This is a genomic window from Iningainema tapete BLCC-T55 (assembly GCF_014698965.1).
In the GTDB taxonomy this organism is placed as follows: Bacteria; Cyanobacteriota; Cyanobacteriia; order Cyanobacteriales; family Nostocaceae; genus Iningainema; species Iningainema tapete.
In genome coordinates this window covers 58,389-84,275 of the sequence record NZ_JACXAE010000092.1, presented here as the reverse complement: position 1 = coordinate 84,275, position 25,887 = coordinate 58,389, and the positions used below count along the sequence as shown (strand labels likewise).

General features: G+C 40.3%; 26 protein-coding genes and 2 pseudogenes. 17 read left to right on the top strand and 11 right to left on the bottom strand.

Annotated elements, in window-relative coordinates:
• The 8 genes from ICL16_RS31040 to ICL16_RS31005 form a co-directional block, all read left to right on the top strand.
• On the top strand, window positions 1-271 hold a 271-nt coding region (locus ICL16_RS31040; protein ID WP_190835441.1), incomplete at its 5' end, for a hypothetical protein.
• A gap of 211 nt (window positions 272-482) precedes the next feature.
• Entirely contained in the window at window positions 483-1,076 is a 594-nt protein-coding gene (locus ICL16_RS31035) for a photosystem I assembly protein Ycf4 (protein WP_190835440.1), read from the top strand.
• Between the two features lie 51 nt (window positions 1,077-1,127).
• Complete coding sequence (locus tag ICL16_RS31030; RefSeq protein WP_190835450.1) at window positions 1,128-1,916, top strand: peptidylprolyl isomerase; 789 nt, start codon at window positions 1,128-1,130, stop codon at window positions 1,914-1,916.
• Between the two features lie 8 nt (window positions 1,917-1,924).
• Window positions 1,925-3,085, top strand: a complete 1,161-nt coding sequence (locus tag ICL16_RS31025) for a beta-ketoacyl-ACP synthase (protein ID WP_190835439.1) — start codon at window positions 1,925-1,927, stop codon at window positions 3,083-3,085.
• A gap of 246 nt (window positions 3,086-3,331) precedes the next feature.
• Window positions 3,332-4,759: a folate/biopterin family MFS transporter gene (locus ICL16_RS31020; RefSeq protein WP_190835438.1), complete on the top strand. Its 1,428-nt coding sequence runs from the start codon at window positions 3,332-3,334 to the stop codon at window positions 4,757-4,759.
• Window positions 4,760-4,823: 64 nt separating this feature from the next.
• Window positions 4,824-6,338: a carotenoid oxygenase family protein gene (locus ICL16_RS31015; RefSeq protein WP_190835437.1), complete on the top strand. Its 1,515-nt coding sequence runs from the start codon at window positions 4,824-4,826 to the stop codon at window positions 6,336-6,338.
• Between the two features lie 15 nt (window positions 6,339-6,353).
• Window positions 6,354-6,686 (top strand): (2Fe-2S) ferredoxin domain-containing protein, encoded by a 333-nt coding sequence (locus ICL16_RS31010; RefSeq protein ID WP_190835436.1) that lies wholly within the window; start codon window positions 6,354-6,356, stop codon window positions 6,684-6,686.
• 56 nt (window positions 6,687-6,742) lie between these two features.
• Window positions 6,743-7,615, top strand: coding sequence for a DUF5331 domain-containing protein (locus ICL16_RS31005; protein WP_190835435.1), 873 nt, complete (start codon window positions 6,743-6,745; stop codon window positions 7,613-7,615).
• On the opposite strand, the gene ICL16_RS31000 is transcribed toward ICL16_RS31005, so the two are convergent.
• Window positions 7,606-8,880 carry an ADP-ribosylglycohydrolase family protein gene (locus ICL16_RS31000; RefSeq protein WP_190835434.1) on the bottom strand — a complete coding sequence of 425 codons (1,275 nt, stop codon included), beginning with the start codon at window positions 8,878-8,880 and terminating at the stop codon, window positions 7,606-7,608. The genes ICL16_RS31005 and ICL16_RS31000 overlap by 10 nt on opposite strands.
• 15 nt (window positions 8,881-8,895) lie before the next feature.
• A complete protein-coding gene (gene ygfZ / locus ICL16_RS30995) occupies window positions 8,896-9,876 on the bottom strand; it encodes a CAF17-like 4Fe-4S cluster assembly/insertion protein YgfZ (RefSeq protein WP_190835449.1) in 981 nt (326 codons plus the stop codon).
• 98 nt (window positions 9,877-9,974) lie between these two features.
• Between ygfZ and ICL16_RS30990 the strand changes: the two genes are divergently transcribed.
• From ICL16_RS30990 to ICL16_RS30980, 3 genes are all read left to right on the top strand, one after another.
• Entirely contained in the window at window positions 9,975-10,211 is a 237-nt protein-coding gene (locus ICL16_RS30990) for a ribbon-helix-helix domain-containing protein (RefSeq protein WP_190835433.1), read from the top strand.
• Window positions 10,211-10,549: a type II toxin-antitoxin system PemK/MazF family toxin gene (locus tag ICL16_RS30985; protein WP_337907160.1), complete on the top strand. Its 339-nt coding sequence runs from the start codon at window positions 10,211-10,213 to the stop codon at window positions 10,547-10,549. The genes ICL16_RS30990 and ICL16_RS30985 overlap by 1 nt, the downstream gene beginning before the upstream one ends.
• Window positions 10,550-10,616: 67 nt before the next feature.
• A complete protein-coding gene (locus ICL16_RS30980; RefSeq protein WP_190835432.1) occupies window positions 10,617-11,009 on the top strand; it encodes a VOC family protein in 393 nt (130 codons plus the stop codon).
• A 90-nt stretch (window positions 11,010-11,099) separates the two neighbouring features.
• Here ICL16_RS30980 and ICL16_RS30975 read toward each other — a convergent pair whose 3' ends face one another.
• The 5 genes from ICL16_RS30975 to ICL16_RS30955 all read right to left on the bottom strand — a co-directional run bounded on the left by ICL16_RS30975 (window position 11,100) and on the right by ICL16_RS30955 (window position 16,908).
• A complete protein-coding gene (locus ICL16_RS30975) occupies window positions 11,100-11,456 on the bottom strand; it encodes a tetratricopeptide repeat protein (RefSeq protein WP_190835431.1) in 357 nt (118 codons plus the stop codon).
• Window positions 11,457-11,462: 6 nt separating this feature from the next.
• The gene (locus ICL16_RS30970; RefSeq protein ID WP_190835430.1) at window positions 11,463-13,247 is read right to left on the bottom strand and encodes an Hsp70 family protein; all 1,785 of its coding nucleotides are present in this window, start codon (window positions 13,245-13,247) and stop codon (window positions 11,463-11,465) included.
• A gap of 33 nt (window positions 13,248-13,280) precedes the next feature.
• Complete coding sequence (locus tag ICL16_RS30965; RefSeq protein WP_190835429.1) at window positions 13,281-14,039, bottom strand: nucleotide exchange factor GrpE; 759 nt, start codon at window positions 14,037-14,039, stop codon at window positions 13,281-13,283.
• Window positions 14,040-14,101: 62 nt separating this feature from the next.
• A complete protein-coding gene (locus tag ICL16_RS30960) occupies window positions 14,102-14,401 on the bottom strand; it encodes a J domain-containing protein (protein WP_238361035.1) in 300 nt (99 codons plus the stop codon).
• Window positions 14,402-14,409: 8 nt separating this feature from the next.
• The gene (locus ICL16_RS30955) at window positions 14,410-16,908 is read right to left on the bottom strand and encodes a tetratricopeptide repeat protein (RefSeq protein ID WP_190835428.1); all 2,499 of its coding nucleotides are present in this window, start codon (window positions 16,906-16,908) and stop codon (window positions 14,410-14,412) included.
• A 515-nt stretch (window positions 16,909-17,423) separates the two neighbouring features.
• Between ICL16_RS30955 and ICL16_RS47855 the strand changes: the two are divergent.
• Together ICL16_RS47855 and ICL16_RS46230 are read left to right on the top strand one after the other, a co-directional pair.
• A pseudogene (locus ICL16_RS47855) lies at window positions 17,424-17,513 on the top strand (transposase); the annotation flags it as partial.
• Between the two features lie 154 nt (window positions 17,514-17,667).
• Window positions 17,668-18,081, top strand: a complete 414-nt coding sequence (locus ICL16_RS46230; RefSeq protein ID WP_238361034.1) for a hypothetical protein — start codon at window positions 17,668-17,670, stop codon at window positions 18,079-18,081.
• Between the two features lie 85 nt (window positions 18,082-18,166).
• Here ICL16_RS46230 and ICL16_RS30945 read toward each other — a convergent pair whose 3' ends face one another.
• From ICL16_RS30945 to ICL16_RS30930, 4 genes are read right to left on the bottom strand one after another with little or no spacing between them, the layout of a single operon-like run.
• Window positions 18,167-18,886 carry a hypothetical protein gene (locus tag ICL16_RS30945; protein ID WP_190835427.1) on the bottom strand — a complete coding sequence of 240 codons (720 nt, stop codon included), beginning with the start codon at window positions 18,884-18,886 and terminating at the stop codon, window positions 18,167-18,169.
• Window positions 18,887-18,890: 4 nt separating this feature from the next.
• Window positions 18,891-19,109, bottom strand: coding sequence for a hypothetical protein (locus ICL16_RS30940; RefSeq protein ID WP_190835426.1), 219 nt, complete (start codon window positions 19,107-19,109; stop codon window positions 18,891-18,893).
• A gap of 34 nt (window positions 19,110-19,143) precedes the next feature.
• Entirely contained in the window at window positions 19,144-21,192 is a 2,049-nt protein-coding gene (locus ICL16_RS30935) for an FtsK/SpoIIIE domain-containing protein (protein WP_190835425.1), read from the bottom strand.
• A gap of 22 nt (window positions 21,193-21,214) precedes the next feature.
• Window positions 21,215-23,119 (bottom strand): hypothetical protein, encoded by a 1,905-nt coding sequence (locus ICL16_RS30930; protein ID WP_190835424.1) that lies wholly within the window; start codon window positions 23,117-23,119, stop codon window positions 21,215-21,217.
• Window positions 23,120-23,239: 120 nt separating this feature from the next.
• Between ICL16_RS30930 and ICL16_RS30925 the strand changes: the two genes are divergently transcribed.
• From ICL16_RS30925 to ICL16_RS30910, 4 genes and pseudogenes are all read left to right on the top strand, one after another.
• A complete protein-coding gene (locus ICL16_RS30925; protein WP_190835423.1) occupies window positions 23,240-23,431 on the top strand; it encodes a hypothetical protein in 192 nt (63 codons plus the stop codon).
• 9 nt (window positions 23,432-23,440) lie between these two features.
• Window positions 23,441-23,989 (top strand): annotated as a pseudogene (locus ICL16_RS44990) (IS607 family transposase); the annotation flags it as partial.
• A gap of 94 nt (window positions 23,990-24,083) precedes the next feature.
• The gene (locus ICL16_RS30915; protein WP_190835422.1) at window positions 24,084-25,322 is read left to right on the top strand and encodes an RNA-guided endonuclease InsQ/TnpB family protein; all 1,239 of its coding nucleotides are present in this window, start codon (window positions 24,084-24,086) and stop codon (window positions 25,320-25,322) included.
• A 177-nt stretch (window positions 25,323-25,499) separates the two neighbouring features.
• Window positions 25,500-25,736, top strand: coding sequence for a hypothetical protein (locus ICL16_RS30910; protein ID WP_337907159.1), 237 nt, complete (start codon window positions 25,500-25,502; stop codon window positions 25,734-25,736).
• The last annotated feature ends 151 nt before the right edge of the window (window positions 25,737-25,887 follow it).

Below are 25,887 nucleotides of genomic sequence, written 5' to 3'. Positions count from 1 at the left end.
AAGCGATCGCGCTTCAACCAGTCGTCGAGAACGTCAAACCACCCTCTACTGGGGGCGCGTCCAACTGCGATGGTCATCGGATAACATCCTCATTTTTACTAAAATTGCAACGTTTCCAAGGAATAACGTTTTCTTTGACACCTCCAGCATCTACTCTGCTGAAGACTTTATGAGAACTCACCGTCTGTTCAGTCGGCTTTTCTCAGTTTATATTGTCGGAGTCGCTACCACCAGCTGGTCATCCAACTTTTGGTATCGTAATGATTCTTAACTTATCATATTTGTTCGGATTTGTATCCAATCCACTTTAATAAATCAGGAGTACAACACGAACCTATTATTAATTATGAATAGCAAAAATTTTACAATCTGACACAACTTTTCTCAGAAATCTCAAAAATCAATTCACTCAACTTGCATTTGCGCAGCGCCAATGGCAGACTAGATAAGAGGGAAATAAAAATGCGTGCGACAGTAGTTAAATGACGACATCAACAACCATTCCTCAAGGTGACTCGCCCAAAGGCGACACCAATTCACACATCCTGCGTCAGGAAGTTCTCGGTTCTCGTCGGTTCAGCAACTACTGGTGGGCAACTGTAGTCTCCTTAGGAGCCTTGGGCTTCCTACTGGCAGGAATTTCTAGTTACCTGAAAGTAAATTTACTTCCGTTTACTGATTCAACTCAACTGCTATTCTTCCCCCAAGGACTAGTAATGGGGTTGTACGGTGTAGCAGGCTTGCTCCTATCCCTGTACCTGTGGTTAGTGATTTTTTGGAACTTGGGCGGTGGATACAACGAATTTAATCTTGAAACTGGCAGAATCAAAATTTTCCGTTGGGGATTTCCAGGGAAAAACCGTCAAATAGAGATTGACTTTCCGACACAAGATGTGCAGTCGGTGCGGGTGGATATAAGAGGGGGCATAAATCCCCGTCGCGCCCTTTATCTACGTGCTAAGGGTCGTAGAGATATTCCTTTAACAAGAGTAGGGCAACCTCTGTCTTTAAAAGAGCTAGAAACTCAAGGTGCTCAATTAGCACGTTTTTTGGGAGTTTCCTTGGAAGGATTATAAATGATTTTGGATTGAGAATCTAAAATCGAATGGTTGAGTCTGTAAATGTTAATGCGGTTAAGATTTTTACTTGTTTGTTTAATTGTTGGTGCGTTAATTTTAGGAGGCTGCTCTACTGGGCAGATAACTTCGACATCACCAACTACAGCTGGTAGTGAGGCAGGCATCACGGCAACTACTGCGACAACTACAGAGGCAACGTCTGTATCTCAAAGTACAACTGAGAGTATTCCCGGAATGAAAGATTTACCAAGACTCGAAGGCAAAGCAACAGTGGTGCTCACCGTTAAAGGTTCACCAATTACTATTGAAGTAGACGGTACAAATGCCCCAATTACCGCAGGTAATTTCGTCGATTTAGTTCAAAAGGGTGTGTACGACGGGTTAGCTTTTCACAGAGTTGTGCGTCAGCCCCAACCATTTGTGGTTCAAGGAGGCGATCCCCAAAGCAAAGACACTAAAGTACCAGCAAGTAGGTTGGGAACAGGTGGCTTTATTGACCAAAAAACGGGAAAAGAACGCTACGTACCTCTGGAGATTAAGCCCCAAGGCTCAGATACACCAATTTACGGTAAAACATTTGAGTCAGCAGGTATAAATAAACCACCAGTATTACAGCATAAACTCGGTGCAGTGGCAATGGCGCGATCGCAAATGCCAGATTCAGCTTCCTCTCAGTTCTACATTACTTTAGCAGAGCAGAGTTTCCTCGACGGTAATTACGCTGTGTTTGGCAATGTTACTGAAGGAATGGATGTAGTTAACAAAATTCAGCAGGGCGATCGCATTGACTCTGCTAAAGTTACCAAAGGCGCAGAAAACCTGAAAACTGCAAGTTAATCCACTCATTGGTTTCAGTTGTTGTCACAGGTATTGGTTTAGTTTGTGCTTTGGGCGAAAGCTTAGAGTATAGTTGGAAACAGTTGATAGCTGGTAAATCTGGGATTAATCGGCATCAACCGTTTCCAGCGCTAGAATCACTTCCTCTCGGTTTAATTGGCACACAACCAGCAAATATCAGAATGCTGACTCAACTAGTTGTTGCCTCGGCTTTGGCAGATGCTCAATTAGTTCCTCCTTTACCTGATTGTGGCGTGGTAATTGGCTCAAGTCGCAGTTTTCAGGCTGATTGGGAAGAGATGGCACGCCAGATGGAAGTGGGGGAGAAGGGGAGTAGGGGAGTAGGGGAGAAGAATATACAGCTTTGGTTAGATACTCTACCGCATATGAATGCGATCGCCACGGCACAACAAATTGGTGCATCTGGAGTTGTTTTAGCACCGATGGCTGCTTGTGCTACGGGAATTTGGGCAATTGCACAAGCAGTTAATCTTGTGCAAACAGGGGTATGTGAGCGAGTGATTGCTGGTGCAGTGGAAGCACCGATTTCTCCGCTTACCATTACTGGATTTAAGCAGATGCAGGCTCTAGCTCAAACAGGTGCTTATCCTTTTGATTTACGACGCTCTGGCTTTGTTTTGGGAGAAGGTGCAGCAGTATTTGTTTTGGAATCGGCTCAATTAGCAGCATCGCGTCAAGCAAAAGTTTATGGTCAAATTCTGGGTTTTGGCTTGACAGCAGACGCATATCATGCATATGCTCCTCAACCAGAAGGTAGAAGTGCGATCGCCGCTGTGAGACAATGTTTAGATCGCAGTCACCTCACACCTAGCGATATTGATTACATTCACGCTCATGGCACTGGTACGCAATTAAATGACAGTGTTGAAAGTTTAGTGATACAGCGGATATTTCCCCAGAGAATACCAGTAAGTTCTACTAAAGGGGCAACTGGGCATACATTAGGAGCATCAGGAGCTTTGGGTGTAGCTTTTTCACTCATGGCTTTGCGGCATCAAATATTACCACCTACAGTGGGACTTTTACACCCTGAATTTGATTTGGAGCTAGTGAGAACGGCAAGTGGCAGTAAAATTAGAAACGTGTTATCTTTTAGTTTCGGCTTTGGTGGTCAGAATGCGGCGATCGCATTCTGTCATAAATCATAAAAAAATTAAATATAAAAGAAACTATTCAATCATTATTTTCTTTACAAAATGTAAGTCAATTAAATTAATGAATCAAATTTAATTTTAATTTCTGAATTAATCAAAGCTATACACATAAAGGATTTTACTCTGACTATTACCCTTAAAACAAGCATAGACAACTAAAGAAGTGGATAACCCTACACCTCTACTTCTCAGAAATAGATATTATGTAAAAGTAGATAAAACTTAAAAATTGTTTATCAAATGCTGATTTCCTCCTCTGGCTTGTCCAAGGTAAAAGACTCAGTAAGGGAAAAGATTTTTTTCGGTAATGAACCCACTACCGAGTTAGTGGCGATTCTTACCGTCTACTTTGTTCAAGGCATTTTAGGCTTGGCACGTTTAGCTGTCAGCTTCTTCCTCAAAGATGAACTTGGGCTAAATCCGACTCAAGTTGCCGCCCTCATCGGTATTGGTGTCCTACCTTGGGTAATTAAGCCATTGTTTGGCTTCATGTCAGATGGCTTACCTATATTCGGATACAGACGCCGCCCATATCTGGTTTTATCAGGGATACTGGGAGCAATTTCTTGGGTGAGTCTAGCAACAATAGTTCACACAGCTTCGTCTGCAGCAGCAGCTATTGCACTTGGTTCTTTGGGAATAGCAGTCAGTGACGTGATTGCTGACTCAATAGTTGTCGAAAGAGCTAGAGCAGAATCTCAAGCCAAAGCAGGTTCGATTCAATCCCTGTGCTGGGGAACATCAGCCTTTGGAGGCTTGATTACAGCCTACTTGGGTGGAATGCTTTTACAAGATTTTACCACCCGCACAGTATTTTGGATTAGTGCCTTATTTCCCTTATTAGTTTCAGCAGCAGCTTGGTTTATTGCAGAAACACCTGTGGGCACAGAGGGAAATAACGATCACAGCAATCACTCAAGAGTGGCAACTCAACTCAAGCAACTACGTCAAGCGGTAAGCCAGAAAGCAATATGGCTACCAACAGTATTTCTCTTTGTCTGGCTAGCCACACCATCATCAGAATCAGCATTTTTCTTCTTCACCACCAACGAACTGCACTTTGAACCAGAATTTTTGGGAAGGGTACGTTTAGTAACCAGCATTGCTTCCCTGGCTGGGATTTGGATTTTCCAACGTTTCCTTAAAACAGTTCCCTTTCGGGTGATTTTTGGTTGGAGTGCTGTGATATCAGTAACGTTGGGTATGACAATGCTGCTCCTAGTAACTCATACAAACCGTGCTTTAGGTATAGATGACCACTGGTTTAGTTTAGGTGATAGTCTCATTATCAGCGCAATGGGTCAAATAGCTTATATACCAGTATTGGTATTAGCAGCAAGATTGTGTCCTCCTGGAGTGGAAGCCACCCTATTTGCCTTGTTGATGTCAGTAACAAACTTGGCTGGATTAGTATCCCATGAATTTGGCGCGTTAGTAACCTATTGGTTAGGAATTAACGAAACTAACTTTGACGCTATGTGGTTACTAGTAACAATTACCAACCTCAGCAGGCTATTACCGTTGCTATTCCTCAACTGGCTACCAGCAGCAGATGCCGAGACACCAACATTACCACCAGCATCAGCAAAAGAGGAGCAAAAATCATTTTTATCCAACTTAATGTCCAAACTAATGCCCCGTGAACCCCAAACAGAACCAGCGGAATAGCATTGCCGGGGCAGACAAGATGCCTACCCCACAAATCTGGTGTTAAAATTAAAATCCTATCGATATGCAGAGTTTTCAACTTTACGAACGCGCTTCTACAGTTCCAGAAAAATCCTACACTCGTGGAGATTGGCAAAAGGGATATGAATCCCTCAAACAAGAATATGATTATTGGATTGATGATATAGAAGGACAAATTCCCTCAGAACTTCAAGGTACATTATTTAGAAATGGACCTGGATTGCTAGACATCAATGGGCAATATATTCATCACCCATTTGATGGAGATGGGATGATTAGCCGGATTACATTTAACAATGGACGCGCCCACTTCCGCAACCGTTTTGTGCGCACTGCTGCCTATCTAGAAGAACAAAAAGCTGGCAAAATTCTTTATCGCGGTGTCTTTGGTACGCAAAAACCAGGTGGTTGGCAGAAGAATGCCTTTGACTTTAATATTAAAAATATTGCTAATACAAATGTGATTTACTGGGGTGGTAAACTATTAGCGTTATGGGAAGCTGCCGATCCCCATTGTCTTGATCCCCAAACTCTAGAAACTCTGGGCAAAGAACACTTCAACGGAGTTTTATCAGAAGGCGAAGCTTTTGCCGCACATCCACGCCTCGATCCTAGTTGTGGTGAAAATGATGGCGAACCAATTCTTGTCAACTTTTCTATTAAACCGGGACTATCTACTACCATTACCATTTTTGAGCTAGATTCAACAGGTAAAGTGGTACGGAAGCACGCTCATAGTGTTCCTGGTTTCGCCTTTATTCATGATTTCGCCATTACCCCTAATTACTGCATATTCTTCCAAAACCCCGTTGCCTTTAATCCTATACCTTTTGCCTTAGGTTTACGTGGTGCAGGGGAATGTGTCAAATTTCAGCCCAATCAACCAACTCGCATTGTTGTGATTCCCCGTACCCCCCCTACAAAGGGGGGGTGGGGAGTACAAATTCTAGAAACTCATTCCGGTTTTGTCTTCCACCACGCCAATGCTTTTGAAGTGGAAGATGAAATTGTCATTGACTCAATTTGCTACGAATCTTTGCCAGAAGTAGAATCAGGAAGCAATTTCCGCCAAGTTGATTTTGATGCTCTTAAGCCTGGACATCTGTGGCGCTTTAATCTTAACCTCAAAGATAAAACTGTCCTTAGCAAGTCGATAGTTAACCACTGTTGTGAGTTTCCCACCATACATCCTAACAATGTAGGACGCCCATATCGTTATTTATATATGGGTGTCGCGCATACAGACATTGGTAACGCGCCGTTGCAAGCATTTATGAAAGTTGATTTAGAGTCTGGAGAAAGACAAATTTGGAGTGCAGCACCACGAGGCTTTGCTAGTGAACCAGTTTTTGTCCCGCGCACTCCCTCAAAGGGGGGTGAAGATGACGGTTGGGTATTGGCTTTGGTTTACAATTCAGAACACCATCGCTCAGAAGTGGTAATTTTGGATGCGAGTGATTTTACTAAGGAGCCAATAGCACGCTTGCATCTCAAACACCACATTCCTTACGGCTTGCATGGTAACTTTACTTCTCAGGTATTTTTACCAAATAATTGAGATGTTCATGTAAAAATGACTAACATATCCCAACCATCTGACACCTCAGTAACCCCGTTACCTGATTCTTCTACATGTGTTCGTGTATGCCAAAATCGTACTTGTAAAAAGCAAGGTGCAGCAAAAGTACTTGCTGCTTTTGCCGCAATGCCCATTCCTGGGGTAACAGTATCAGGTAGCGGTTGTTTGGGACAATGTGGTAATGGACCGATGGTAGTAGTATTACCAGAGAGGGTTTGGTATTGTGGTGTTAAACCCAAAGAAGTACCTCTAGTGGTAGAACAACATCTACTATGTGGTCAAATAGTGACACATATGCTTTATCATCGATTTCATCCTCAAAAATAAGATTGATGTATAACTTATAGAGGACTCACTGTCGTTGACTGAAGCAAAATATCACAATGGAAATTCAGCAGCTGCGTCAATCAGTAAAATTAAAGTGGGTGAGCTACTACGATCAAAATCGTGCCTGGTTAGTAAAAATGCGGATTTGGGGAACATATGACGATATCCGTCGCCCTTCTTCTGGTTTTATATTGGCAACTGTGTCTGTTTTGGAACCGGATATCAATGAGATTTTTCCTTTTATCTTGGAACTGAATAATAATCCTGATCAAATAGTTGCAGCTTTAGGTCTTAACTTTAACCCAGAAGAACACCTTCATTTAATAGAACCATTAGATACTGTTACAAATCAAAGTCCCACTGAGTCTCAACTAGAAACATTTCACTCTGACAAACTGGCTTCTGGTATTACCCCGATTGACGAGCCTGTATCAATTGCTGTTGCTTATGCGGAAAACAAGTCTTTCGTGTCACCTATGGCTGTTGGCACAGCATTTGAAAATAAACCTTTAGTACCACTGGCTGTCTACAATGATCACAATACACCTGTCGTTACGGCGATCGCTACTCCTATTGAAAGCCAGCCCATAACTTCAGTTAGTGTTACTAAGGAAGTTGACAATGGTATTGCCAAGCTGCATCAAAAAGACACTACCCATACTCATCTACCACCTGTAAACAAAGTTCGTAGTCTTGCTAATTGGGTAGATGATTTTTGTCAAGGTGTAGGCTCGGAACGAGAGAATTTTACACCATTTTGGCGAAGACAGGATACTCAAGACACGCGAAACCAATTGCCTGGAGAGGTTCTGGAAATTGAGCAATCTAGCGCTCAGCATATAAGAGAAAAATTTAAACAATATGTTTACTTATCTTTACTTTTCTCTTTTATATGTTATTTGTTGACGAGAATTCATGTCTATTCCTGAAATTCGGCAACAACTTCAATTAAACCCACAATATTGCGATTAAATTCAGCTAAGTCAGCAGCTGGTATCCAATATTCTTGATGCATAGAAGCGCCGACAGTTTGTATTGAATAACGACTTAAAAACTCTGCTCGTACCTGAAAGCGAGTAACATAACCAATATAACCCGTATCAGCACTAGCTGCATTCCAGTTACGGGCAATTTGGATGGCGTATTCTTCATTTAGTACGGGGTAGAAAATTGGTTGTTCTGGTAATCTTGGCGGAAACTCTTGATAACCACTGTCTTTTATTAATGATAGTTCTTTTGGTCCTACGGGACGCCAAAGTGTAACAGTTTCATTATGTAAAGCTTCTTTGTCTAAAAATGCCCAGCTAGGCAAAGCTTCTCGTGCTTGTAACCATTGTGCTGGGATGCTTTGTTTTCCCGCATATAAAGCAACAATACCACCTGCGATCGCACAAGTAGTATCTCTGTCTCCTAAGCCACTCACTGTTAACCACAGTGCTTCTTCGTAGTTATCTAGGTGTTTAGCAGCACACCATATAGCAAAGGGAACCGTATCTTGAGCAGAAATATAAGTTCCATTACCTAATATTGCTGCCGCTGATTTTACTGGTGTATTGTGAGACAATTCACGAGCGCGGCAAATTTTAGATTTCACCTCACTATCTGGAATATAAGGTAAAATTTGGTCGAGAAACTCTGCTGTAGTGGGAATTGCACCTTCTAATTTGCAAGCTCTAGCTGCTGCAACTGCTACGGCAATAGCACCTGCAATACCCTCAGGATGTGTGTGAGTAATTTCTGCACTCTTTTGTGCTTGAGTCACAACTAATTCCAAATCATCTGCAAAAAATGCTCCCACTGGTGCAACCCGCATTGCTGCACCATTTCCATAAGAACCTTGTCCATTAAATAAACTAGTAGATAACTTTTGCCAAGCCCCGCCATCTCGTATTTGTGCCAATAGAGAGTGCATTGCCGCACCGTAACCTCGTTGGCTGTCATATCGTTGTGCAAAACTTGCTGCCAATTTCTCTTGGTTAATTTCTCCGCACTCTCGTAAGATGGCAAAAATCGATAGTGCCATTTGAGTATCGTCTGTGTAATACCAAGGTGTAGAGGGAATGGCACGAGAAGCAATTAAATTGTCTGCTAAATCGGGATGTACAAAAAATCTTTCTCCAAAAGCATCACCTACAGATAACCCGTCCAAAGAACAACTAGCACGGTAAAGACGGGAATCATTTGTAGTTTGCATATTTTTTACAAAAATTTACGGATATTCATGAGAAACAAAAGGAACTTCTACTATTTCACCCTCAACTTCTCCAACTTGTACTTTCAACCCAGTGCCACCAGCCTTGCTGCGGATGTAGCCTAGTCCAAAGTAACCATCTGTAGTTTCAGTATAACTGGTAAGTTTTCCGACTTTCTCATCTCCAATTGTAATCACAGTTCCTGGTTCTACAGGAGCGCCCAGACGAATACCCCACAGGTATTGTTTTACACCTTTATATGTGTTTAACCTGGCAATGGTTTCTTGTCCAATGTAGCAACCTTTATCAAAGGAAATTGTCTGCCATAAACCTGTTTCTAAAGGATTGTAATCATCAGTGAGTTCATAGTCAGGAACTGGACGTCCTTGTAAAATTCGCAACATATCCCAAGCGCGCTCGCTCATCGGTACTGCGCCCAACTCCACAATTTTGTTCCACACAGTCTCTTTTTGAGAAGCAGCAAAAATCAAAGTGTAACCAGGAGAAGCCAAACCACTACCAACAGCAACTAGCACACCATTAGGTAGGGATATATGATTGCCATAAGGTTGACCGATAATTGTCTGAGCATCCAGCTTCTGGATAATCGCATCACTTCCAGGTCCAATCAAGCTTAAAGTTGCAGTTTCATCGGTAACATCAGTTAATTGCACTTTATCAGCAAAAAAGATGTAGCGATCTAGCCACTGCATAAGAAACTGGCGACGGTTAGGTGAAACTAGCAGCAACACTGCATCTTCCAAAATGTACGCACTGACCAAATCAATAGTGCGGGCGGTAGATGTTACCATCACAGTATCACAACCTTGTCCTGGTTGAAGGCTTTGAATATTGTTCGTGCTTTGGTTGTGTAAGAAGCGGAGACGATCCTGATCGGAAACTTTGATGCGTCCCCACTGAGAGCGATCGCATAAAGCAACTCCTTGTGTTGCTGCTTCAATTGCTGCTGCATCATTAGCGTCAATAGCAGTGGGCATAGTGGTACTCTGATTATCAACCATAATTGTCTTGACACTAATCCAATTGGTATGAATTTGGTATAACTAAAGTGTACCAACTACTCAAGGAGTCAGTTGTGAAAACTGCTATTTCTCTTCCCGACTCAATTTTTGAGGAAGCTGAAGCGCTTGCTCAACAGTTAGGAATATCTCGGAGTGAACTTTACACTGAAGCATTGAAAGCGTATTTACGGCGTTACAATCGAGAGCAGATGTTGTCCAAACTCAACACAGTCTACGCCAAGGAATCTTCGGAGTTAGATCCAGTTCTAGCAAAAATGCAATTTATGTCTTTAGCTCGTGAGGACTGGTAGTGTATCGTGGTGAAATTTGGTGGGCAGATTTGCCAGATCCAGTGGGATCAGAACCGGGTTATCGTAGACCTGTTATGCTTATTCAAGATGATACATTCATACAAAGTCGTCTGAAGACAGTAATTGTTGCCATCATTACCTCCAATCTTGAACTTGCGAATGTACCAGGTAATGTTTTATTGCCACATGACGCAACGGGTTTACCTAGAGATTCTGTCGTCAATGTTTCTCAGATATTTACAGTAGATAAAGCGTTTTTGACTGAGCGTGTTGGTTCATTGCCAACTAGCTTGCAAGAAGAAGTAGATGAAGGTTTACGAACCGTTTTGTATCTCTAAAGATGGATAAGGGCGATTTTGTCGTCTGGAATAATGATTAATTGTGAAAAGCTAATTTTTAGTAATTATGAAAGTTGGAACTGCATACACAAGACTATTAGTATCGGATCTTGATGCTTGTTTTTTATTCTATAAAGATGTGCTGGAATTTGAAGTAAAAATAGATGAACGAGAAGTTGGATACGCTGAATTTAAAGTAGGAGAAATGAAGCTGAGTTTATTCCGACGAGAAGAAATGGCACAAATGATTCACAATCACAAGCCACCTCAAGCAGAATGTCAAGACACTGTAGCATTAATTTTCACAGTCAATGATGTAGAAGAAGAATATGCAAAATTAACACATAAAGGAGTTAGTTTTACGGCAGCGCCCATGAACAATCCCTACTATGGAATCAAAACAGCTTATTTACGCGATCCAGATGGAACTCTCATTGGATTATATCAGCAGTTAGTGTAGATATAGGGCGTTGCTGAATCATGCGGATGAATTAAAAAAATCACGATTTTGTGGAGACGCCCCACCGGGGCGTCTGTACAGTCGTGTATCCTATTGTTTTAACATAGCGATCATGTCCAAACCAGCACTGGCGATCGCATTTTGCGGCTCTATCTTGAGTGCTTGTTGCCAATGAGCGATCGCTTCACTAAATTTACCTTGCAATGCCGATAATTTACCTGCCAAGGCGTGAAAGTCTGCGTTGCTGTAATGCAAAGCTAGGGCTTGATTGTTGTTCACTTCTGCTGCTGAATATTGTTCTTGTTGTAATAAATACATTGCTTTTATGTGATACCACATAGCTTGATCGTGAAGGCGAATCAAGTCAGACAAGTCTGCTTTACAGCGTTTGCAGGAGTAAGAATTAGGGGCAGCACGGTAAACCGCTCCACAAACTGGACATTTCATGGTTAATTATTCTTCGGAGTTAGTACTGACATAGTAGAGAAAATCTTCTATCTCTGCTTGCAATGGTGGGACTTCTGCACTGTTGTTAGCGATCGCATCTTCAAGCTTGTCTAACAAATCTTGTAATTCCTCTACTTGTTCTTCATCTAAACTAGAAAATGCTTGTTGAGCACGTTCTAAAAGCGCCGTTATTTCCGGACTAACATTTGCTGTTTCAATCTCCTCCTTAGAGACTTCAATTGTTTCATCACTTTCAAACAATGCCTCTAAATCTTCCCTTGCCTGCTTCAACTCATGGCTAGAAAATCGTTGCATCCCCACATTATTTACTACTAACGTCTCTTGTTGCCCCTTACCTTTCTCTGTAGTGGTTACAGTGAGAATACCATTGAGATCAAAGTCAAAGTGGACTTCAACTTGAATACTTCCTGCTGGTTTGGGGGGTAAGTTTTCCACTCTAAAAGAACCCAAGGGAACATTTTCTTCAGCGATTTCATTTTCTCCCTGAAAAACTTCAATTTCCACCACTTCTTGACGATCGCTTACAGTAGAATAAACCTGAGAGCGAGAAACGGGAACAACACTATTACGGGGAATAATCACGCTAAAGAACCCCGGCATAATACCCATTGGTGTATCTACTGCCGCTGCAATACCCAGAGAATGGGGGATCACATCGACGAGAATGGCATCCACTGATTCACCTACCAGCACTCCCGCTTGCAAGGCTGCGCCCAAAGCCACACAAAGATCGGGTTGAATACCATCGGTGGGAGTTTGTTTGAGATGTAACTCGATCATTTCTTGCACTAAGGGAATGCGTGTTGAACCACCAACCAAGATAACCCGATCTATCTGACTCGGTTCAAGGTTAGCATCTGCTAATGCTCTGTCAATTGCTTCTAGAGTTTGTTCCAATAGGGGGCGAATCAACTTTTCAAAATCTGTTCGCGCTACTTCTACCTCTAAATGCAGTGCAGTCTTCCCCTTGCTACCCAAAAAGGCTTCCCTTACCGTACCAAAAGCGTGGGCACTCAAGTCAATTTTTAACTGTTCTGCTGCCCGGAGCAGACGCGCTTGAGTTGCAGCGTCATCTGGTACATCCATGCCATGCTTTGTTTTGAAGATGTCTGCTAGATGGAGTTGTAAAAGTCTGTCAAAATCATCTCCACCCAAACGGTTATTACCGTGACTAGCTAGTACTTCGGTAACTTCACCTGTAATTTCCACTACGGAAACATCAAAAGTACCGCCGCCCAAATCATAAACTAAAACTCGTTCTGTCTCTTCTGCACGCAAGTCATAAGCTAGAGCCGCTGCTGTTGGTTCGTTGATAATTTGTAGTACCTCAAAACCAGCGATTTCTCCTGCTGTTTTAGTCGCTTGTCGTTGGGCATCAGTAAAGTAGGCGGGCACAGTAATTACTGCTTGAGTTACTGATTCTCCCAAAGCATTCTCGGCTCTTTGTTTCAGGGCGCGGAGAATAATGGCAGAAATTTCATGAGGCAAGTATTCCCGATTCTCTTCTCCAGAGTCTCCACCAACAGCAAACGTAGTTTTGTGATCGGTTCCCATCCAGCGCTTAATTGACTTGACGGTGCGATCAGGAGCAGCGGCATACTGACGCAGTGCTTCTCTACCTACCAGAAGTTTACCCGTATCGCTAAACCCTACACAAGATGGTAAAATCAAGTCTCCATCTTCTCCTGGCAATACTCGCGCTTGTCCATTTTCGACAATTGCTACTTCGGAATTTGTTGTACCTAAATCGATCCCAACTGCTCTTCCCATAACTAATTCAAAATTTAAAATGTTACTTAGTCACTAATCGTTCGTTGCTCTCGCCACAATTACTTGTGCTTCTCTGAGTACGCGCTCGCCCCATAAATAACCACGTACTACTTCTTGAACCACTATATTATCAGCTACATCTGCTCTTTGTTCGCTGCCTACAGCATACATTGTTCGGGAGTCAAAAGATTTCAACAGAGCCACAATTGGCACAACTCGTCGTTGACGCAGTACTTCTAAGAGCGATCGCCTGATTAACTCTACTCCTTGTTGATTGCTAGTTAAAACTCCGCTTAAATATGCAGAAATGCGTGATTCCCTCTCTGTTGAATAATGTTGGGTGCCAAAGAACCAGCTGCCTAATTTTTGCCAGAAGCTTTGCGGAACTGGTTGTATGCGTGTTGTCGTATTTATCGCTTCTATTTCTTCTTGCCAATAGGCACAAGCACGATCCAAAGCATCCAATATTCCTAATAAATCTTGTAACAGTTTCTCTTGCTGTTGCTCAAATTGAACCACTGCTTGTTTTTGTGACTGTTCCAAATTTATTTGCAGTTGTTCTTTTTCTCTTTGAGTTACTTCTAATGATTGTTGCAGAACATCTTGAGCCGAACGTAATAATTTCCCCTGTTGTTTAACTTCATGACGTAAGGCAATCCATTCTGCCACCATTTGATAGGGATCAAATGCATTAACTGATTCTGGTGTTTCACCCAAATACTCTGGTGGTGTTTGTTCTGAATGTAAATAGTCTATAAATTTGGCAAATAAAGCTTCTTTATCATTTATCATGGTTCGTATGTTGATTGTTGTTTGTTGATTGCAATTAACAATTATCAATCAACAATTATCAGTTAAAATGTAGCGCGAATTAAATCATCCAAACTAACTTCCAGTTGAGCAAGGGCTTTGTCACGTAACTGTTTCAATACCTCTGAATCAAGTTCTGCTTGCAGAGGACGAATTTTAAAGAAATCTTCATTTTTTTGTGTTTCTCCTTTACCGAGGGCTTCGTATGCGGCTCGAATTGCTTTGAATTCTTCTGGATAAGTATGGGCGGGAAATTCTTTTAGCTTGGCACGGTATGCTGCTTTTATTTCGGCGGATGTTGCTCCTGGAGAAATTCCTAAAAGTTCGTAATTGTTCTTCATCATATAATTATTTAAAATAATTCTTGAAAACCACCTCTTGTTCTACCTTTTTTCTTCTTTTTGGGAGTTGGCATTCCAAATATTGACTCTAAGTCTAGCTCGAAATCATCATCATCATCATCGTCATCCATGAAGTCGGGCATATCATTGAGCATTTTCTGTTTTAGTTCGGGAAGTATTCGTTCAAATTCAGCTTTGGGAATATTGTTGCCAAATAATTTCCGGATCATGTTTTCCAATAGTTCATCAACATCTAACATATCCAGATCGTCAAAATCTTCTGGTGATGGCATTGCACTGGTTACTTTTTGCGCAGAGAGAAATGCCTGTTCTTCCCGATATGCTTGTAGTGCTTTAGCATCTTGTAGGCGACGGGCTAATTCAAATCCCTGTTGCTTGAGCTGTTCGTAATTGGAATCTTCGACGGGATAAGTAGTAGCTCTTGCTAATAAAAGCAGAGGATTTTGAGGTTCTCGACGCAGTGCTTCATCAAGGGCAGATACAAGATTGGTATTAGTACCAAAACGGCGTACTTGCAACTGAATGTTTGCCAGAGCATTTCCTGGTTGGGGCATGGTGTCGAGGTAAGCACGCAAAGGAAACTCTAGTTTTTTGGCATTATTTTCTTTCACAGTTAAGACAACTAAATGAGCAATTCTAGCTTCTGGTTGTTCTCCTGATAGCTCAAATAATTGGCGCACATATTGATTTGTTAGAGCTGCAATGCCTTTTTCGCGTTTGGCAAATAGATGGATAGAAATTGCGATCGCTTGTAGGACAGGAATTTTCTCTTGAGCAGATAATGGTTTGAGTATAGTTTCCCATTCTTGGGCTGCTTTTTTCTGATTTAATGAGACTCTACCGCCAGAGTTGGGGGGACTTTGTACTGCATTGACAAAAATGCGACATGCATTTAAAGCTGGATCTTTTTGATCTCCTGTTTGCACTAAACGACTATAGAAGGGGTAACTGAGGGTAGACAAAGCATCCATCCAAGGCAATTCTTCAACTTCTTTGTCAACACCGACATCGCCAAAGGATTTACCAAAACGGCGACGTGCCTCAGTTAATGCCTGCTTGTCTCCTTGTCTTTCTAAACATTTGAGCAAAACACCGTAAACTTCTTCATATTTACAGCCACCTTGTAGTGCTTCAGTAAGTAGTGGTATTGCTTCAGTAAAATTCCCATCTGAGACAGCAATTAATCCCTTACGCCCAATTACCTCTGGAGATGTTGGGCAGATGCGCTCTGCTTGTTGTACAGATGCCATAGCTGCGCGATCGCGATTCATTGCCATTGAGGAATCTGCTACCCGACAATGGAGATAAGCTAGGGTTAGTTTTAATCTTTCGCCCTGCCATTCTTGGGGATTCTGTTTACCTTCGTTTTCTAACCATTTGATCAACCGATTCAACAGGCGTTGAAATTCTTGCCAAGAATCATTAGCTTCCAACACTTCTAACAAGTTTACAGCTAGTTGTGTGTTAAAAGGTTGTTCTGTTACTATCTGCTGCCAAAATAGTTCAGCACAGCTTGTTTGTCCTTGATTAAATGCTTGTTGACCTGCTAAAGTTAATAGGGATGAACGTATAGTTTGTAGTTCGGGAAAACGAGTGAAACGCCAATCTTTCTTCATTAATAGATGGGCAGCTTCATGATTGTCACCATCATCAATTAATTGTAAAATCAATAGGACTGATAATGCTTCATGCTTAGCTTTTTCCCCTCTTTCCATCATTTCGAGAGGTGGTTGTCCTGTCTTTGCCAGTTGGAAAGTTGCCAATTTCTCTAAAATTGGATGTTCTAAATACTTTGCTCTACTATAGCTTCTAGATGGCTGAGATTCTAATCCTAAAATGTTCGCCGCTGCATCCCAATTACCGTTTAATTGTTGGCTGTAAGCAATCCAAGCACTTGGCACATCTCCTGGAGTAAGTGGACGCTTTATTTTTTGAAAAAATGTTAAAGCAGCTTCTGGTTGTCCATTTTTGAGAGCAAGAATTCCCTGTACCCAGTTAAGTTGCGCTGCATTAAATTGTTTAGAATTTTGGTTTATTAATTGTTCTACTGTAGCAGTGTCTCCTTTTAAGAATAGGAGTTTAAGATAATATATACTATAGTTTTCGGGTAATTTTCCTGCCTCAAAAGCATCACGGAGCAATTTCACCGCTGCATCCAATTGATGCAACTCCAACAAACATCTAGTTTGCCAGTAGTGAACTTCTCCAACTAAACCCATTTCTAAAGCGCGACTAAAGGATTTTTCTGCCTGTTTAAAATCTTGCTTTTGAAATTCTTGCTGTCCCCGCAACAACCAGATATCTGCTACTTTAAATGAGAACTCAATATTAGGTTGCGATCGCTGAATTTTTTTAATCTCTTCTAATGCCTGACGATATTTTTTCTGCTCCAGCAGTTCTTGCAATTTTACTTCAAGGGGGTTTTCCGCTTTTTGCCCTGTGCTGGAGACATCCTGTTGTAAGCTTTGTTTAGACTTATACTTACCCACTAGGCTTTCCTCCTAATTATTTTTCGATTTTATCTTTTATCTTCAAGACTAGCTTTAACAATTCTTTTAATCTAACAACTGTGATGCTGAAGGTATAGTTTACCTAATTTTGTACCTATTTTGACAACATTTATAAAATTTATCTTTATATAGTATAATTTGCTACTAATACTTATTCAAGGTAAATGCGAAATCGTATACCAACACTAGCAGAATTCGTTTTTTGCCTTGTTACCATGCTCTGCAAGGTAATGCCTCTCTAAAAGGCTTTGCCTCATGAGCGCAACTTACAGCCAAAAGAAACTTCTCTGAGTATAACACTATATTCTCTTGCCCTATGCCCAAACCTGCTGATACCAGTACAAAGAAAATCATTAGCCTCGCCCCCGACAATTGAGTTAAATGAGTAACACAAATTATCGACATTAAAGCCAAAGAAATTCTTAAATCTAAGTTTCAATCGATTAGTCGTGGAAGCGATGTATTAGTTAGCGAGCTCCCGTCCTCAATTAGGCGTCCTCGCTTTTTTTGCTACGTTGGTGTTAGAAAGCGCATTAGTTCAACAAATCATGAAGTGGGATATGGCTATCGCCTACATCACCCCCCAACTGGTTTACAAGCTGTGCGGTTCACACAGGCTTTTGCTATCTTGGTTAAGTCAAGCGCTTCGGTATTTGCATGCAACAAACACAGTCAGTTAAAGAATGTTCACCCTTAATAAAAGCTCTAGATGCAGTCAAACTTAGCAGACAATGCAACATGTTTGACAGAACATGTGTTATTTCTACGATGCAAGATTTGGGATACACTTCACAGGCTGATTTTTTGTCAAGACATTTTGATAACTATTTAGATATTTTAATATGTGAGTATTGCCGCTGGTTGTACGACAACGCGCCGCCCAAGAGCAAATCATCGGTGAACGCATTAGTCCAACAAATCATGAAGTGGGATATGGGAGACTCATGCAAACCTCCTTGGTATCAGCTGCAACAAGGGCAGCGACAGCAGCTACTATTGAGCATTGAAAGGGGTTTGGAAGCAAAGTTCGGTACTCAAGGATTACAACTGATGCCACAAATCTCTCAAATTTCCGATTTGGAGCGATTAACCACAATTCAGCAGGCAATTAGAACTGTTAATACTTTAGATGAATTGCGGCAACTACTGTGAATTACTAATGGGATAAATACTTAAATTTAGCTTAAAAGTAGGGTGCGTTAACCAGGAGTACGGCACCTTCTTCAAGTCAGCACAGCTATAGCCTTCTTTCCCTTTCGTCTTCCTCTTGTTCCTTTTGCATTTCGTATGCAGCCACTACCTCACCGTCTATTCCAAAATACTCCTCAGTTTTATCTGAGATTTCTTTGATGATTGCTAACCAAGAATTTTCTGATAGAGGCATACCTGGTTTAGTGGCGACACGATTATTGAGTTCTATCAATGGGGAAATTACCTTGTCAACAAAGTTAACTGTTCGTGTCAAAGCCACACCTGTAAGAGATGTTGCTATCATCATAGTTGCTGGCAAATTTTTACCAGTCTTAACAGCTTGATTGAGAAATTGTCCAGATACATCTACAGTTTTGTCTATAAATTCTTTGGCTGACTCAATCAAAACTGTTAAATCTCCTGCTTGTGGCTGTGTAGTTTTCTCTGCTCCCGTTGTAAGTTGTAAGGGAGAATGTTCCACTTTAACTGTTGAACCAGTCGCATCACCAGTACTCAGTTGCTTGCTTAAATAGTGCTGAATAGGGGCAGAACCCCACTTAAGATTAATTTCTATAAGATTAGAGGCAGTATATCGAGTTTGAGCAAGGGCTTGCTCACATAGGTTTTGTAATTGAGCAAATTGCGAGGGTAATTCATCTACAGAACATTCAGAAAGCTTATTTGCTAACCGATAAGCTTCCGCTAATATCTCCATTGACTTAGCAGTATTCATTTGGAATTGTTTTATATCATTAGTGAGGGTCATATTTTCAGCCCCAACGTGAGCGGATGTCTTCAAGCATTTCTGTAGTAGAGCGTAGTTGTCTGTCTACCTCTGCCAAGTTATCCATCAGTCCTGAAAATTTTCTACTTAGCTGATTTACCTCAGTTTCAGGAATCGTTCTAGACAATGAATTGATTTCCTCAAGCCGATCAACAATGTTACTTACCATTGAGCGGAACTCTTCAATATCGGATGAAATAGTCATGTAATTACCTCCAATCAGTTTTCAGAAAGATTTATCAGTTAGCGAGAAGATTAGCCCAAAGTGTGTCAGATAACTTGACTTTTGAGCCACTAGGCATTTTTATGAACGGAGTATTCACAAACATTTGACCAGCAGAACCATTTAAATAAGCTCTGCCGATCGCATCCTTCGGTATATCCCCTGCAATTGCATCCTCTAATATGCGATAGCTTGCATCTGGACTCACCCTAAAAACAACTTTCTCTTCACATTGGTCAGTCACTTGTTTAGTAATGACCTCAGTAGTTGGTCTTTGGGTACAATAAATTACATGAATCCCATATTTACGACCTTTACGAGCATACTCTTTTAGTCGCTTTTCAATAGTGTCCCGCAGTTTACTGGAAACATCTGCAATGTCAGCCGCTTCGTCAATAATCCAGAGAGTGCGATCGATTTCAACTCCTTCGTCCTGCAATTCTTTCAGGTTAGATACTCCATACTCCTGCATTAACTGTAAGCGTCTTTCGTACTCTTCCCGATGAATTTTCTCTACTAAATTTGGACAATTCTCTGGAGTTGTCTCAATTTCAACATTAACTCCCATATGATTTAACCATTGAAAGTCAACTCCGCCGAAATCAGCAATGTAAATCCTACGTTTTGGGTTAACGTATAAGAATTGGAAGATGATCCATTTCAGAAAATTGCTTTTTCCAGCGCCAGATACCCCAGCTACTAAGCGATGAGGAATTTCACTCCAGCTAGATGTTACAGGATTACCATCATCATCTAGCCCAACTATATATTCGTCTTTTGTAATCAGGTGACTATAGCTGTTGAAGATTTCCTCAACAGTACTCTTATGCAAGCCAGTTGTCGCCATACCAGGAACTGGAGTATCCCCAGGAATCACCAGGCGGAAAAATCCACTAATTTCTTCCAGTGTTGCAAGGCGATGTAGTGGTTTTAAGTCTTTTATTTGTGCTAAAGGAAGCTTTTTTAAAGCATTTGTGGATTGAGTTATTGCTGAATTGCCAGTTTGGATAATTGCTCCTCCAGATGAGGGTAAAGCTGTATGACTAAAATTAGCAGGATTGAAGGGGCTTGAGTAAATATTTGTCGAACCATCACCCAACTCATTGCTAAGCTTTGGCTGAATAGGTTCTCTAATGTACTTCTCTCCAAAGTCGCCTTTCCAACCATTGCGTTCAACCGCTGTGGAAATCTCTATATTTTCAGTTGCGCTCAAACTTTCTAAAAACTTTTGCTCATCCCTATCCCGACTCACAATTTCAATATAATCTTGTTCTCCATAACTATTAGATTTTGTTGCACTCTGTACTAATGTCATTAAAACAGTACGAATATTGTTGCGGGTTACTGCCAGTGCTTTGATGTTGTATTTGAATAAATTTCTATTGACATATGATTCTTGATATTGTGTGTAAGTTTTTAAGGCTGTATCTAAGAAAGCATTCTTGCTCTTACTTTTGAGCAGTTGGATTTGAGCTACCATTTGACCAAGAGCATTAACCAACGTTTCTCTATCCTCTGAACTTTGACAGACTTGAAGAGTAATTTCTAGTAAAAATTTTTCTTTTAATCTATGGAGAACATCACAGACAGCTAACATGTTGTTATCTTTGTTAGCTTCAAATAAGTAAGGTAAATAGTAGCCTTGTAAATTGAATTTTTCTGGCTTGATGACTTCTCCAATGTGGTTAACCCATTTTAGCTCAGGAATTCGAGATAACTCTTTTTGCAATAACTCAAATTTATAAAATGCACTTAAACTACCAACCTCGAAAAAACTAGCTATCTCATCTCTAGCTTGTTGGAGATCATAAGAATCATTTGCTGAATAATTAGCAATTATGTAAAGCTTTAATTGTTGTTCACTGGATTCTTCAGGATTATGAAAGTAACGAATAGATAGCGTGAAATTATTAACATTACTTAAACCAATCAAATGCAGTAATAAATCTCGCTGACTATCTATGACTACTTTATGAGCCTGAGTCCCATAGCGTTTAGTAAATCTGGAAAAATTAAGGTTTTGTAGTTCTATTGCTTGAAAATATAAAGAAAATGTCTGAGCCATTTTTATGTCTTATACGCAAGAGTTAATTTCTACTGCAGAATTTTTCACATACAGCAATACCAGCAATTGTTCCTATAATTAATCCACTCCAAAATCCCACTTGTTCTGGAGTCGTATTTGTTAGATGAAGGGGACCAAAAAGGGAAGTTATTATTATACAACTTGCTCCAAAAACAAACAACCAAACCAAACAACCACATCCTATTAAATCACCTAACAATCCCTTATCCTCTATTACAAATCCTGCAATAAGACTTGCAATAAAACAACGAAAAAAAATATTAACAAATTTTATACCACCCCACGTAACAGCAACTACTGTTATTAGAGATAGCAAGACAATTTTAATTGTAGTTATAGTTTGCTTTCTTTTTTCCTCAGCCTCTTTTTCATGTCGTCGTCTTTCCTCTTCAGCCTTTCTTTTTTGTAGAGATTCTTTCTGATTATCTAGTTGTTGAATACTATCTAATATCATTCTAGAATATCTCTCTAAATTATATGAAAAAAATGCTTTTACTTCAGTAGCTTCAGCTTGACAACTAGATATAGCAACTTCAAAGATTTCTTGAGTAACTGCTTGATATCGCCTTTTCGCTTTAATTTTTTCCTCAATCCCCCTAATTTTTTCACAAATCTCGTAAAAAGACATCGAATTTAAATTCAATGACTCTAAAGTACCTTCTAACTCAAATTTAAAGTCTAACGCTGTAAAAATGTTTTTGGAATAGAGATCCAATTGATTTTTGTGCTGCTTAAGGCATGAAACGGTAGCCTCTCTAACAGTTTGCTCATAATGTTGTAAAAATTCCGAAAGAGTGCTGATTTGTTTATTAACACTTGTTGCATAAATTATACTAATACATCGAACTGCTTCTACTTGTTCTCGTAAGTTATCTTGTGTATCAAGTCGAAGTGAACCTTGAACAGCCTTTATCAAAAATGGAACTGAGGCTTCACCTAGTTCTTCTACTTTATTCCAGTCCCTTGATATAACCGCTGCTTTAGCTCTAATAGTAGTATTCAACCATGAACAAATTTCGTTAATTGGTTTAGCAGCTAATCGCCGTAGATCAATGTCACTATTGTCCAAAAAAGAAATCAGAATATCTGATAATCTTCTTTGTGTATCATTATCTTGATATTTTCTATCTCTAAGAAAGAAGTCAGCTAAACGCAATCCAGCTTCGACAACAAACTTCTGTAATGTAGATGCTGAGCGATTAACAAACTCAACACCTACAACACCTAGCCTAACGAGAATACTCTCAACGACATTCACGTAAGATGAAGGAATTGTCTGCAACAGTTGAAATAGATGTACCTTGGGTGCATAAACCCAAAAATCAATATATTCTTTATACCTACTAGGATCATTAAAGATTGACCTATCATTGAGACGATTAAGATTTTGACTAATAATTTGACTTTGAATGTCTTGGGCTGACTTAGGGAGAAATTTCCCTGAAATCATCGGAGAGTAACCTAATCGCTGCATTGCCCAAGCTGCCGACAAACGAGTTAGATCACGTCCAGACTTGGCTTCTTGGCATAACTTCTCAAGTATCCTTATGCTATGCTGCTTGTATTCTGCTGGGTTAGGTAGCAGATAGATTTCCTCAAGAGGTTCGTCAAGTTCCTCGATATGTTGAAGATTCGCAAGTTGCGCTTTGATTTGCGGGTTAGTAATATACCCAAAACTTTGAAGCCCCATAGCCAAGATGAATTGATCTTGGTAATTCAACAACTCTTCTATGGCTCGTAGCGGTACATCTGCTCTTTGGGCTGTTTCCAAGAATAGCTGGATCTTCTCCCCATCGTCACGGCATCGTCCAAGGTTGTCAAAAAAGTCTTTACCTAGTTGAATAGGGGCAAACTTACCGCTACTATTGCCCTGTCCCCCTGATTGGATTTCAGAGAAATTGTCCATAGCTCTGGATTACTAAAATTACGTCTATTGAAGCTGTGCACAATAAAGTAATATTTTTTACTTTTTACTTTCCCTGGTAATCTTATTATATTACTGAGTCAGTAAATTTACAAGTGATTTTTGATTTGTATTCAAATTTATCAAAGCTATGTCCAAGCACCTCCTAGTTTTTACTTAGGTGCGATCGCCATAAACACTCAAGCTCAACAACGAAAACTCTATTCGTCAAGAGTGCGATCGCCCAACATCCCCAAGTATTTGAGAGCGATTAGCTACTTCTTGCCTAAGAATTTTTACTTGAGAACAAACTAAAATTTAGGTATTTCTTACCACACGGTATGGCGTCATTACAAGCGAGGGAAGATTTCTTACCCAACACGCCAATTAGTTTCTGGTATGGTAATTGTGGATTTTGATCCTGACAAGGGAGATAACCCAAAACGCACAATAAAGCTGCAATTTATGCGCGAGTTTCTTCTGCTGAAAACAAGGCAAACCTAGACTCTCAGTCAGAAAGGTTAACCCAGTACGCCACAGAAGACAGGTTATCAAGTTGTTCATATTGTTAAAGAAATTGGTAGTAGATTAAATGATGACCGGAAAAAGTTAGCTAATCTATTGCAGCAAGACGATTATCAAATATTAATTGTTGAACATAAAGATCGGTTGGCTCGGTTTGGCATCCGATATATGGAGTTATTACTAAAAAGACTTGAAGTCAAACTAGAAGTTGTAAACCTTGCAGAAAACGGGAAAGATGAATTAATGCAAGACTTAGTTGCCATCATTACATCATTTGCTGCAAGACTTTATGGGCAGCGACGGGCGAAACGTAAGACTGAAAAGATTATTGAGACTTTACAAGACCAGACTAATAATGAAGATACGGTGTCATATGTAGGTAAGCATCTACAAATGTCTAGTCAACCTGCTAAAGTAGTTTATATCAAGGAGGTGATAACATTTGCAACTAGTAGAAAGACGAATTATCAAGCCAAGTCATGAAGCATGGTCACGTATAGATGAGATGAGCTTTGCTGCTAAAAATCTATACAATGTCGCTAATTACAATTGTCGGCAGGCTTATTTTAATGGTGGAGAAAAGTTAGTGCCGTCCTACAATACTCTTTACCATTTAATTAAGGACTCAGAGCAGTATCAAGCCCTTCCTGCTAAGGTGGCACAGCAAACATTAATGCTTGTTTCACAAAACTGGCTCGCTTATTTCGCTGGATTAGAGAAATATCAAATAGCCCCTCATGAGTTTACTGGGAAACCAAAACCACCAAAGTACTTAGACAAAGATGGACGGCATGTTTTAACGTTTACAGAGCAAGCCACGTCCAAAACATCTTTAGCTATTGGTCTAATTAAGCTAAGTACAATTGATTATGTTTTTGATTCTCAGATTGTTTTGGGTAGAGTAAATATCTATTGCCAATCTCGAATAGTTCCAAAATTAAATCATTATGTTTTGGAAATTGTTTATGAGGTTGCTGACCCCGCAATAAAACAATCAGATCAGGTGGCATCAATAGATTTGGGAATAGATAATTTAATGGCTGTAACTTCCAATGTGCCTGGATTCCAACCAGTTCTCATTAATGGCAGACCATTAAAATCTCTGAATCAATTCTATAACATGAAACGCGCTCAACTCCAATCGGATAGCGGGTTGCGTACCTCAAAGCGATTGAAACATTTGACAACTTCGCGTAATCACAAAGTTAAAGATTATTTGCATCGCGCTTCAAGAGTTGTAATAGACCTACTAGTAGACGCTGATATAACAACTTTGGTTATTGGCAAGAATCCTGATTGGAAGCGCAACACGCAGTTGGGACGAGCAAATAATCAAAACTTTGTGCAAATTCCTCATTCTCAATTAATAGCAATGCTCTCATACAAAGGAGCATTGGCGGGAATTAAGGTAATCACTCAAGAGGAATCATACACGTCCAAATCGAGTTTTTTAGATCTGGACTTGATTCCCACTTATGGAGCCAAGCCGTCATATTGGAAACCTTCAGGCACAAGAATAAAAAGAGGATTGTACAAATCTAAACGTCATCTGATAAATGCTGACGTGAATGGTAGCTACAACATACTCGTAAAAGCATTCCCTGACGCCTTTGGGATAGGGGATAGGGAGGTGTTAGTACACCCAAGGAAAATTAACCTACCTGGATATGCGCCCATGTGACTGAACGGTAGGAACTGATTTTGACTTCAGATCAAAATCGATTTTCTCAAAACGGTTGATGAAAAAAGAGAGCATCGCAAAACTCCTGTGCAACATATACCAATAAAAGCTTATGTTTGCCTATACCAATCGTAACTATTAGACAAAGCATTAGTTCAACAAATCATGAGGTGGGATATGGCGGTATTAAGAGAATCTCCTTGGTATCAGCAGATTGTGAGTGAAAGTGAGCAACGAGGTGAGCGACGAGGAATATTATCAGGCATTGAACTAGGATTAGAGCTAAAATTTGGCAGCGAGGGATTACAACTGATGCCAGAAATCTCTCAAATTTCCGATTTGGAGCGATTAACAACAATTCAGCAGGCAATTAGAACTGTAAATACTTTAGATGAATTGCGGCAACTGATTTAAAGTAAGGATGCGGCGACAACTGTAAATTCAAAAACCCGGTCATTTTCACCGGGTTTTTGCTGATAAACAGTGGGGATATATTCCCCGATTGCTAGTTATAGAAGTTATATATAGGTCGTTATGTTAATTATGACTAAAACTCCCACCTAGT